The organism is Virgibacillus sp. Bac330 (assembly GCF_003667845.1).
Lineage (GTDB): Bacteria > Bacillota > Bacilli > Bacillales > Amphibacillaceae > Virgibacillus > Virgibacillus chiguensis.
In genome coordinates, this window is record NZ_CP033048.1 from 2,175,670 (window position 1) to 2,188,107 (window position 12,438).

Below are 12,438 nucleotides of genomic sequence, written 5' to 3' on the forward strand. Positions count from 1 at the left end.
TTGTGTGCAACATGGCTTTGATCGACAAATTTACTGATGCTTTATTTCGTGCAACGAAATACGGCATATGGAAGCTTCTCCTTATACCTCTTCGTCAACGCTTGGTGTTGATGCAGTATATCTAATGCCTCATCTATCTCTGAATTTGAAAAATGAAAATCTTGTGCTTCATCTATCGTTATAGGTAATGGATTTAGGCTTGGTTGTTCAATATTAATTTGCTTAAAACTAGACTGAGAGAGTTTTTCACGCCATTCTGTTTCTGTTAATAAATGACGGAACCCATAAAATGATGCGATTGCATGCTTATCACTCTCTCCCACACTTTCATCAACCATTATTTCAACAGCTAAGAAACATCCATTACATTTTAAAACATTTCTAATAGAAGTTAACGATTTTGAAATATTTGTAAATGCTAAAACAGATTCCGAAAGAACAATATCAAACTGCTCACTCCAACACATCTGCTCTATATTACCTTGAACGACGGAAATGGGAACTTCGCCATCTAGAAATCTCTGCTTAGCTTTTTCCACCATGATCGGATGGATATCCATTGCTGTAACAGAACATGCATATTGATTCGCGATAAAAGCCGCCGTCTGTCCTGTGCCACACCCAATATCGAGTAATTTAGTTGTATGATCAATAGATTGCTGTGCTACTATTTCTTTTGTTAACTTTAGCCCTCCTGGATGGGCGCCGCCTACTCCAAGCTTAGCCAAACTTTCCAAATATTTCACACCTTCACCTCCACGCATTTAATATATGCGCCCCTCATTACATTCGATACAAGTCCCTATTTCTTCCGACATGCATATGCTATCAAAGTGACTTTTTCCAAAGGAGGTGCAAAAAAAATGGCGGGGGTTATTCGTACGGATAAATGGCTGCTGCATGACGATAACCAACCACTCCAAATTGCCAAACGATTAAAAAAATATTTTCCTAATGCGGAAGCAGAAGACGTTCTCCATCATCTGACAATGTTCGGCATGAGTCGTTCAGCAGTAACCAAAAAACAAATACAGAAGATGCAGGGGGCAAATACATGGAAAATAGTTGCAAAAGATTATCAACAGTTGCAATATGATTGGGAAGGAGCTAACATTCCTATTTTTATTCTTCCATCTGATACTGCCAATCATAAGTTACGAAAAGAATTTAATGGAAAAGCCGGGCTGAGCTTTAACGATAAAATTTTCTTATTTCTATCCGAGTGGAATACTAAAATGGAGATTCGAGCGCTCTTAACACATGAGTACAACCATGTTTGCCGGTTGACAAAATATAATAAACCAGAAAGTAAGTATACGTTATTAGATACGATTATTTTAGAAGGAATGGCAGAATACGCTGTTTACAAACGGCTTGGTGCAGAGCATACAGCTAGTTATATTGGAAAATATAGCGATGATGTATTACATCGATTTTGGAACAAATACATTGCACCCAAAAAAGAACTAGAGCCAGAATCAAAAACATACTACCACTTACTGTATGGATCACATTTATACCCAAAAATGCTAGGATATTGTGTTGGAGAATGCCTTGTTCGTACCTATGCGAACAAACATGAATTGTCTTTAAAAGAGTTGTTTACGATTGAAAGTGAGCAAATTGCTGAAACAGATATACTTGACTAGCAGAAACTTACGTATGTTTTAGCAAACTACGAATCACTCTAGCCGTACAGTAGCATAAAAGAGAAATTCTTGGTCGCCTCTAAGGATGACCTTTCTTTTATCTCTATCGAATGTTTATTACAAGTGTATGGCTAGGCTCATTTTCTTATATGATAGACCGTTAAAGATTTTATACTCATCTATCGCATGAAAAATATCCGCGGAAAATAACTATTATTTCCGCGGATATTTTATCCTATTAGTCTACTAACATTCATGTCTTTTACTTTTTTTAATACGATCAATAACAAAAAGAATGGCGCAAACGACAAGCATCACCATTGCAGTAAAAACAAACGGTATCCCCCACCACTCGGCAATTGCTCCGGAAATAGAAGAGCCAGCGACAACTCCTAATGAAAAAAATGCATAAAATATGCCATATGCTTTTCCGCGGTCTGTTTGAGTAGAACTTTCTGCTACCATACGGTTCATGGAAGGAAAAACAAGTGCAAACCCGATCCCATACACAATCATAGTTAAAATTCCTAACCAAAATTCTGTAATATAGCTTAAAAACAGCATCGAACTTCCTATTAATAATATACCCGCCCCCACTAAAGTCAATGGTTGCGCTCGATCATAAATTCGATTAATAGGAGTTAAGAATACTATTATTGCCATAATTCCGAACGTGCTCAACAATGCTCCAGTTGCACTCGTATCCAATCCAATCGCTTCCACCTTTAAAGGTAATGCAAACGCTAATGTTCCATTACTAATCATTAACGCAAACGCTGCTAGGGAGGCTTGCAATAATAAAGGGTTTTTTAATAATGGAATGAAATGCTTGACATGGACTTTGGATCTATCTCTGGAAATAAATGATTCTTCTAAATAGCGAAGGACTAGAAAAGACGTCATGAAAAACAACCCTGCTACGAATAGAAACACATACTCTATCTGCCCGCGAGCAGCTAAAGCACCACCAACAGCTGGTCCTACAATGGCTGCAATTCCAATCGCTGCACCTGTAAAGGCCATGGCTTTTCCTCTAGAACCAACCCTCGTTTGGTCACCTACATACGCAAAAGCAGAAGGAATTAAAAAACCACCAGCAAGTCCATGTAATAATCGAATAATAAATAACTGCATCCCTGTAGCAGCAAGAGGGTATAACAATAAAATAACCGTCACGGAGATCATACCAATAAACAGCATGCGCTTTCGGCCATACTTGTCAATCCAGTGTCCACCTACTATGTTTCCGAACATATTTGTTAATGAATAGACAGCTACAATTGCACCTGTTAATATATTTGAAGCCCCTAGACTCTTGGCATATGGAGTTATGATGGGCAATTGAATAAACGTATCAATAAATGAAACAACAATAATAAAATATAAAAGCTTTTTCACATATCTCTCCTCACTTTCCAACCTATTATACCTAAATTCATAGGAAAAGCGATGGCAAACGTAGAAAAATGTTTATTCGTCACAGTTTTTTCAAAATATGTTTCAAATGATATGTTTATTGGTATTATATATATTGACTTATTCCTTTTTTACGCTATAGGGGAGTATAACTTTAAAATATCGTACAAGCAAAACAAGCGCGTTTTTTACCATAAAGCTTGATGGATAAGCCAAGTTTTTTTATTGCTTCTTACAAGCAAGAAGTGCTAAGCGAGCACATAAAAATCAATGGTGCATTGTAACTTTTCTTATATTTACTAAGATAAACAGCACAGCTAGATACGTCCATTGGGCATTTTTTAAAATATTTTCAGGGTTTAACTTAAGTTTTGAAGTTCTGTAAGGTGTCACCTCTGCTGTTTTTTGGTACGATAGAAAGTACAAACTTTTTAGTGGCGGGTTTCTTTCATTCCACAAGGATATGATCTATGATCATGCGGTGAGCCTTGCACATGTTTATTAGGAAAATCTAAAATAAAGAAGGCGATTATTAACTATGCATATCTGGAAAAAATATAAACAGACTTCATTTGTCATTAAAATGACTATAGCTTTCATTGCTGGAATCATTATCGGATTAATATTTCAAGATCAGACAGATATTCTCGAACCATTAGGTACGTTGCTCATTCACTTACTAAGTTTAGTCGCTATTCCTGTTATCTTCCTGACAGTGGTGCTTGCAGTAAATAAAATGAAAATTCATCAACTCGGTCGTATGGGTGGCAAATTAATGTTATACTACATGGCTACGACTGCAGCCGCTGTGTTAATAGGCCTCGCATTAGCTTTATGGATCAACCCAGGTACAAGCTTAACGCTTCCAGACACGCAAGTGGAAGAACCTGAAACACCAAGCTTTTCAGATATACTGTTACAAATTGTGCCTAAAAATATTTTCACTGCATTTACATCTGGAGATCTCATGGCTATCTTATTTATTGCTGTCATTATGGGCATTGCTATTTCTACCATGCGCTATGCGAATGACAAAAAAATGAAAGAATACGGTGACTTATTAAATACTTTTTTCACTGCGCTCAATGAAATGTTTTACAAGATTTTGCAAGGAGTCTTGTTATACGCCCCAATTGGAATTTTTGCTATTAGTGCAACTGCATTTGGAAGCCAAGGTTGGGACACTTTCCATTCGTTATTAAAATTTACGGCGGTTTTTTATTTAGGTATTTTACTATTATGGGTATTCGTATATACAGGCTTTTTAAAATTGGCCAAAGTTCCTGTCATTTCTTTCTTTAAGCAAACGAAAGAAGCCTATACCACTGCATTCTTTACATCTAGTAGTATTGCCTCCCTCCCTATTGCCATAAATTCAGCTAAAAAAGCAGGCATTTCGGAAACAACAGCGAATTTTGCACTTCCACTTGGTGCTGTTTTCAATTCCGATGGTGGGGCGTTAAGAATGGGTGTTTCATTGGTATTTGCAGCAAATATTACTAATTTAAGCCTCTCACCAACAGATTTTCTAGTCATTGTTATGATCGGCACTCTACTCTCCATAGGGACAGCAGGCGTACCTGCGGCAGGCTTAGTAACCTTATCAGCTGTACTAAGCATGTTCGGCTTACCACTTGAAATCGTCGCTTTAATTGCCGGAGTAGATGCGTTAATTGGAATGGCTGGTACTGCTTCAAATGTCATTGGAGATATCGTTGGGGCGACAGTTGTTGATAAATCAGAACGAAAACGAGCTGCATAAAGGATGCTACGTATATTTGAGCATTTTCTGTCTTTATGTATGAACAATCGAGAACAGTATGCTTATATAGCATGCTGTTTTTCTTTCACGCACAATCCTATAGGAATTGCTTGGTAACATATGAACAATTATTGAATGTAAGGGTTATTGTCTTGAAAAATTACCCCCCTATCTATATAATAATAATGTGAAATAATTCACATTTAAAAGAAAGGGGTTTTACTTATGGAAGCAGAAATAAAAAAACAGCAATCGATCCAAAGTAATCAGTTGCTAAAATTAGAGTACGTATTAGGAATTGTTGCTATTATATCCGTTTTTATTTTAGGCAGCGTACTTCTAAAGACAGATATGTTATTTTTTAGACTACTCATTGGGGTGGGGCTTGGGTATACGTTAACACGTGCTTATACCGGTTTTGCTGGAAGCATTAATCGCGCTTATGCCACTGGTTCAACAAAATTGCTTCGAGCGATGGCATTAATGTTTTTTGTTACTACGTTAGCAACGACTACATTTTTATTGTATTCTAACCCTACAAACTACGATTTATGGATTAACCCAATTAATGTTGGTTTAATTGCAGGTGGATTGTTGTTCGGATTTGGCATGGCCTTCTCTTCATGCTGTGCATCAGGTGTGTTAACCGATTTAGCGACAGGTTTTCCTAGAGCACTAATCACCCTTTTATTTTTTGGTATTGGCATTTTTATTGGATTTCCAATTCAGCATACGGCAAGTTGGGTTTCTGATTCATGGTTTTCTACCTCTATAGGGAGCCAACTACAAGGCGGCGTATTCTTACCGGATCTTTTTAAATGGGATGGTCTAAACGGATATGTTGGAGCTATTTTACTTACTGCACTCTTCTGTGGAATAACCGTCTATTTTGCCTATCGTTATGAAAGAAAAAGAAAGCAACAAAATCGATATATGGAACATGAAACAGAAAAATTACAAGAGCAACCGGATACATTTGATAGTAAAGATTATAAACTATTCAGCCAAGCAACTTACAACCGTGTTTTTATTAAACCATGGTCTCTGAAACAAGGAGCAATTGTAATTAGTGTATTATTCGTATTACTAATGGGCGTTACAAAAGCTGGCTGGGGAGCTTCTACTCCGTTTGGTATTTGGTTTGGAAAAATAGTAATGTTCTTAGGAGTTTCGCCAGAATCCGTTGCTTCCTTTACTAAAATGTCAGCTGACCCGTTTGTATTGCCTTTCTTCGAGCATCCAATATCTGTCCAAAACTTTGGTATCTTAGTAGGAACGGTGATCTATTTATTAACAGCTGGGAAAATGAAAACAATGTTTTTACAAGGTGCTCATATTCAAAAGAGAGAAGCAGCTCTATTTGCTTTAGGTGGGATTACTATGGGACTTGGCACAAGACTTGCCAATGGATGTAATGTCGGAGCATTATTTACTCCAATTGCAAACTTCTCCCTATCAGGTTGGATATTCTTTATCTTTTTAGCATTAGGCGGTATTATCGGTAATATGCTAGCTAAACGTTTATTTTAATCATCCATTCTTTGAAGGAGCCTATGTTTTTGCTTGGCTATCGCCCAAGCTTTTATATTAAAAGCTTAAAACAATAAATCTAAAGATCTATACTTCATGTAGTACTAAAAAATTAGTATTTGTGAGCAAAAATTTAAATTTTTTTAACGACAGAGAATTTACCGATACGGGTATATGTACAAAAAGTGATTTTTTTGGTATGATTGCTTTAAACTTAAATGTTATCTGATTCACAAATGAAAGTAGTATTTGAATGATGTGATGCATTGTACTATGTGTAAAAAGGAGAATGAAGATGAATAAAAAAATTGTTGTTATCGGCGGTGTTGCCGGTGGCGCTTCAGCTGCAGCAAGAGCTAGAAGATTAGACGAACACGCTGAAGTGATTATGTTTGAGCGAGGCCCTCATGTGTCCTTTTCAAACTGTGCATTGCCATTTCACTTAAGTGGCATTGTTGAAAATAGCGATGATCTAGTCCTAATGAACCCAGCCCAATTCAAAAAACAATACAATATCGAGGCACGTGTAAATAGTGACGTGATTTCTATTAATCGTAGGAATAAAACGATTACAGTGAAAAATGTGCTAACTGGGGAAAGTTACGATGAAAGTTATGATAAACTCGTCCTCTCTCCTGGAGCAAACCCTATTGTTCCGTCTATACCTGGAACAGAAATGGACCATGTGTTTACCGTACGAAACGTAGTTGATATTGCTAAATTAGATGCATATGTCAAACAAGATACCGTAAAGCAAGTAGCTGTCATTGGTGGTGGATTTATTGGTATTGAAGTTGCAGAAAATCTTCGCTTAGCTGGATTGGACGTATCGTTAATTGAATTTAGTAATCAAGTTATGGCTCCTTTCGATTACGATATGGCGCAAATCTTGCATAAAGAAATGATCGATCAAGGTGTGAACTTAGTTGTAGGTGATGGCTTAGCAAAAATAGAAACAAATGAAATTGAACTGCAATCTGGTAAAAAACTAGCAGCAGACGCTGTCGTGCTTGCTATTGGTGTAAAGCCAGAAACTACTTTAGCAGAGCAAGCTGGTCTTGAAATCGGACAAACTGGCGGCATTAAAGTGGATCATAATTACGTCACAAACGATTCTGATATATATGCAGTTGGAGATGCCATTGAGGTGTATCATAAACAGACCCACAAGCCTACTAGACTAGCTCTAGCAGGACCTGCGCAACGTCAAGCTCGAGCTGCTGCTGACCATATGAACCGAATTCCACATCGCAACACGGGAGTTATTGGTTCTTCTTGTATCCATGTGTTCGATTTAAATGCTGCGGCTACTGGATTAAATGAAAAAGAAGCTAAAAATGCGGGTATTTCTTATGATTTTGTTTATATTATTCCAAATGATAAAGTTGGCTTAATGCCGGAAAGTCATCCGATTCATTTTAAATTAATTTATGAATATCCAACAGGAAAAATACTTGGTGCTCAAGCCATTGGCAAAGGCAACGTTGATAAACGCGTCGACGTCATTGCGACGATGATTACGATGGGTGGAACATTAGAAGATTTAAAAGAGCTGGAGCTTTGTTATTCTCCAATGTTCGGAACAGCGAAAGATGTCGTTAACTTTGCAGCATTAGTTGCGCTCAATCGTTTAAACGGCGAATTCAAGCAAGTTCCGGTAACAAACGTACGTGAATTAGTAGAAAGTAACGCTTTTATTATGGACGCTAGAGAAAAACATGAATACGAACGCGGTCATTTGAAAAATGCAGTGAACATACCTTTAAGCGAATTTAGAGATCGACTAGATGAAATCCCACAAAACGAGCCTGTATACGTGCACTGTCGTTCTGCACAGCGTAGCTATAATGCAGTGATGGCATTACAGCACTTGGGCTATACCAATGTGTATAATATATCAGGATCTTTTCTAGGAATTTGTTTATATGAGTATTATAATGATCAAGTAACTGGAAGAGAAAAAATCGTCACTGCGTATAACTTTAAGTAACGATAAAACGTTATGAAAACGACATTAAATCGCTTTGATATATTAAGCTTAGTATTAGGTTCCATTATCGGCTGGGGAGCATTTACGCTTCCCGGCATTAAATTTCTTCCAGAGTCTGGCGTTATTAATACAACGATTGGTTTACTGTTAGGCGGATTTGCCATTATTTTCATTCAAAAGGGTTATCATATTATGATGCAGCAACACGCTGAAGATGGAGGCGGCTTTTCTTATACGTTTAAAAACCTAGGGAAAATGCATGGCTTTATTGTTGGCTGGTCTTTAATCCTTTGTTATTTAAGCATCGTTCCTTTGAATGCCACAGCTTTTGTTTTAATTGTTAAAATATTATTTGGAACGAACGTAGAATGGTTCTATCTTTACGATATTGCTGGGTACCCTGTATATTTATCGGAAGTACTCATAGCAAGCATGGTGCTTATATTATTTGCCATCCTAAATATCAGAGGTTTACGAAAAAGCTCCAATGTTCAAAACGTAATGGTATTATTTTTAATCATTAATATTGCCATTGTTTTTATTGCCATGCTATTTGATACTGGTTCAGCTACTATTTCCACGAATTATATAAAAAACTATACGTTGAACCTGTCAGAAATAGCCAAAGTCGTTGCCATCATTCCGTTTCTATTTGTGGGATTTGATATTATTCCTCAAGTAGCAACTCAGTTAAAATTCAAACCTGAAAAAGCGACATGGATAGCCATTATTTCCGTTTTTTCTGGAGTAGTTGCGTACAGTATATTAACAATTGTAACTGCCCTTGCTTTTTCTCCTGATCAAGCAAAACAATTAGATTGGGCCCTAGGCGAAGCAGTTTTAACCCATGTTGGAAGCATCGGATTTCTGTTATTGATTATTGCCCTAATGACTGCTGTATCTGGAGGAATTAATGGATTCATGATTAGTAGCAGTCGATTACTAGCTTCGTTATCTGTTTATAAGCTATGTCACCCTAAATATAAGAAACTGACCCGTAACGCCGTACCAGTAAATAGTGTTCTATTTATCACTGCAATCAGTCTGCTTGCTCCTTGGTTTGGCAGAGAAGTGATTATTTACATTGTCGATATGTCATCATTTTTAGCTGCTATTGCGTATTTCTACGTATGCTTGATTAGTTATAAGTATGCGACAACAAAATGGGATCAATGGCTAACGTTCATAGGAATTATGATAAGTATTAGTTTTATTCTACTTTTAATTCTCCCACAATCACCTGGGAAACTAAGTACACCTTCTCTCCTTTTTATGGGATTATGGGGGATCATTGGATTCTTTTATTATCGTAGCTATACAAAAAAACATGCATAAACAACACCAGATAAATAGCTGGTGTTGTTTATATTTATTAGCTATCCCGTTTTGGGGATTTCTTTCTGTATACTCATAAGGCGAAGTTGCTATGTTTAAGCAGTTGTTTAAAACTGCGCTAAAATATGATTTTAAAGTTTTCCTAAGGTTCGATCAATATTTTCACTTGCGCTTTTTCTTGAAGGAGTGATTCAAACCCTTCCTCCACGATGTTATCTAATGTAATTTTTTTCGTTATTAAATCGCTTACATCAAGCTTACCATCAGCTATTAACTCAATCACTGTCGGGAAAATATTGCGATAACCGATCGATCCGACTAAATGGAGTTCCTTAAAAACAAAGCTATTAGCATCCAATTTCGGTTTGGATTCCCATAAACTTTCAATAACAATTTCTCCGCCCATTTTCGTGCTGTTGACAGCTTGTTCTAATACTACCGGAACGCCTGTAGCCTCAAAGCTAACATCTGCGCCTTCTCCATTGGTTTGCTTCATAATGTCTTCGGCAACATTTGTCTCTGCTGGATGAATAGCCACTGCCCCTAGCTTAGTAGCAACTTTTCTTCGCTCTTCTGATAATTCAATCGCAAATACCTTTTTTGCTCCAGCTAGAAAGCTTGCTTGTATCGTTAATAACCCTATTGGACCTGCTCCAAAAACAGCCACTGTATCACCTACTTTTAAGTGACTAAGTTTTACTGCATGCATGGCAACTGCTGTAGGTTCAACCAAAGCAGCTAACTCATAGCTCATATGTTCAGGAATTTTATGGATCATGTTCTCCGAAACAACGGTATATTCAGAAAAACCTCCACCAACACCAGACATACCAAAAGCTGCAATAACTTCACAAAGGTTATAACGACCTTGGCGGCAAGCTTTACATTTCCCACAAGTAATCATTGGCTCCACCGTGACTCGATCACCTACCGATACTTGCGTAACATCTTTTCCAACTTCTACTACCTCTCCAGCAAATTCATGTCCCATAATAACTGGTGCCGTTCTTTTCGTTAATGGATGAGGAGTATCTGCTGGAATCGTAATGGGCCCAGCAACATATTCATGGAGATCACTTCCACAAATACCAGCCCAAGCTACCCTAATTTTCACATCCCCTGCATGAACTGTTGGTTCATCAACTTCTTCAACACGAATATCCTTCTTTGCATACCAAATTGCTGCTTTCATTGCCTTCACTCCCGTGGAATAGTTTTATAAAAGCATTATTCACTCTATATAAGCATAGCATTAGAGTCAAGCCATTTTTGTATATATTTAGCAATTTTCTATGACATTTTGTTTATTCGATCAATTTGTCAAGGACTTTAGGATTACTAAAATACCATCACATATCGAAATTGTTCTACATCTTTAAGCTTTTGATGTCAGCAGCTTGTTTAGCTGTGAACTTGATAACGCACCTTTTAACCTCCAAAAACTCCTTTCAAAATTACTTCTTGAACTTCATACTATGTTCCGTTATACTTTGGTTAATATTTTTGAATTTTTCATCATTTTTTCAGAAACTGCTTGTTTCACCATAACAATTAGATGAGGAGTTGGGTTTATGGAAACGTTATTCAAGGTTGATTTGAACAAGTCAATGGATAAACAAGACATACCTGGACATAATCGTTGGCACCCTGATATACCTGCTGCATTTGCAGTAGATCCAGGGGAATCGTTTCGTATGGAGTGTTTAGAATGGACAGATGGTCAAATTAAAAATAATGATGACCCCTCTGATATTCGTAAAGTTAATTTAGAGCGTGTACATGTACTAAGTGGACCAGTATATGTAAATGGTGTGGAGCCCGGTGACTTGCTGGTCGTTGACATTCTTGATATTGGCACTTTCGGAGAGCAGCCATGGGGCTTTAACGGCATATTTGCAAAAGACAATGGCGGGAGCTTCTTAACCGATTATTATCCAGAAGCCGCAAAATCTATTTGGGACTTTCACGGTATTTACACTACTTCAAGACATATACCTAATGTCAAATTTGCAGGATTAATTCATCCTGGGCTCATGGGTGTAGCTCCCTCTCAAGAACTTTTAAACGAATGGAATAGACGGGAAAAAGAATTAATTGCTTCTAATCCAGAACGAGTCCCTCCACTTGCTAATCCACCAACAGAAGAAAGCGTTGTTTTAGGTAATGTAACTGGTTCTAACTTCGACCGAATAGCCAAGGAAGGGGCTAGAACTGTTCCTCCTCGCGAGAATGGTGGCAATTGCGATATAAAAGACCTGTCTAAAGGTTCTCGTGTATATTTTCCAGTATTTGTTGAAGGGGCGAAATTATCTGTAGGAGACCTCCATTTCTCACAAGGTGATGGGGAAATCACCTTTTGTGGTGGAATAGAAATGTCTGGGTGGATTGAATTACGTGTGGATGTTATCAAAGGTGGTATGGCGAAATATCAAATAAAAACAAACCCTGTCTATCAACCAGGTCCAGTAAACCCACATTATAACGAATATATTGTCTTCCAAGGCGTATCCGTTGAGCCAAACGGAAAACAAACTTACTTAGATGCCAATGTCGCCTACCGCAACGCATGTTTAAATGCCATTGATTTTCTAAAGGCGCAAGGATACACTGGAGAACAAGCCTATATGCTTTTATCTGCTGCACCAGTACAAGGGCATTTAGCAGGAGTTGTTGACATACCTAATACTTGCGCAACAGTTGGCATACCAAAAGAAATATTTACGAAGAATATCTTACCATTGTAACGGAGGTGGACT

The 12,438-nt window shown here is 37.5% G+C and carries 9 protein-coding genes; 6 read left to right on the plus strand and 3 right to left on the minus strand.

The genetic code is table 11. From position 1 onward, the window contains the following. Positions 1 to 41 precede the first annotated feature (41 nt). Entirely contained in the window at positions 42 to 746 is a 705-nt protein-coding gene (locus D9780_RS10165; protein ID WP_162985836.1) for a class I SAM-dependent methyltransferase, read from the minus strand. 117 nt (positions 747 to 863) lie between these two features. Here D9780_RS10165 and D9780_RS10170 point away from each other — a divergent pair, with 117 nt between their 5' ends. After that, positions 864 to 1,649, plus strand: coding sequence for a DUF2268 domain-containing putative Zn-dependent protease (locus D9780_RS10170; RefSeq protein WP_073005507.1), 786 nt, complete (start codon positions 864 to 866; stop codon positions 1,647 to 1,649). Positions 1,650 to 1,895: 246 nt separating this feature from the next. On the opposite strand, the gene D9780_RS10175 is transcribed toward D9780_RS10170, so the two are convergent. Next, positions 1,896 to 3,047: an MFS transporter gene (locus tag D9780_RS10175; protein WP_121640013.1), complete on the minus strand. Its 1,152-nt coding sequence runs from the start codon at positions 3,045 to 3,047 to the stop codon at positions 1,896 to 1,898. 556 nt (positions 3,048 to 3,603) lie between these two features. Between D9780_RS10175 and D9780_RS10180 the strand changes: the two genes are divergently transcribed. The 4 genes from D9780_RS10180 to D9780_RS10195 all read left to right on the plus strand — a co-directional run bounded on the left by D9780_RS10180 (position 3,604) and on the right by D9780_RS10195 (position 9,682). Further along, positions 3,604 to 4,827, plus strand: a complete 1,224-nt coding sequence (locus tag D9780_RS10180) for a dicarboxylate/amino acid:cation symporter (RefSeq protein WP_121640014.1) — start codon at positions 3,604 to 3,606, stop codon at positions 4,825 to 4,827. Positions 4,828 to 5,052: 225 nt separating this feature from the next. Beyond that, entirely contained in the window at positions 5,053 to 6,357 is a 1,305-nt protein-coding gene (locus D9780_RS10185; RefSeq protein WP_205601124.1) for a YeeE/YedE family protein, read from the plus strand. A 295-nt stretch (positions 6,358 to 6,652) separates the two neighbouring features. Continuing rightward, positions 6,653 to 8,347, plus strand: coding sequence for an FAD-dependent oxidoreductase (locus tag D9780_RS10190; RefSeq protein ID WP_073005513.1), 1,695 nt, complete (start codon positions 6,653 to 6,655; stop codon positions 8,345 to 8,347). A gap of 12 nt (positions 8,348 to 8,359) precedes the next feature. Next, positions 8,360 to 9,682: an APC family permease gene (locus D9780_RS10195; protein ID WP_073005515.1), complete on the plus strand. Its 1,323-nt coding sequence runs from the start codon at positions 8,360 to 8,362 to the stop codon at positions 9,680 to 9,682. Between the two features lie 142 nt (positions 9,683 to 9,824). Here D9780_RS10195 and D9780_RS10200 read toward each other — a convergent pair whose 3' ends face one another. Next, entirely contained in the window at positions 9,825 to 10,874 is a 1,050-nt protein-coding gene (locus D9780_RS10200; RefSeq protein ID WP_121640015.1) for a 2,3-butanediol dehydrogenase, read from the minus strand. 379 nt (positions 10,875 to 11,253) lie between these two features. Between D9780_RS10200 and fmdA the strand changes: the two genes are divergently transcribed. Then, positions 11,254 to 12,426: a formamidase gene (gene fmdA / locus D9780_RS10205; protein ID WP_073005519.1), complete on the plus strand. Its 1,173-nt coding sequence runs from the start codon at positions 11,254 to 11,256 to the stop codon at positions 12,424 to 12,426. The last annotated feature ends 12 nt before the right edge of the window (positions 12,427 to 12,438 follow it).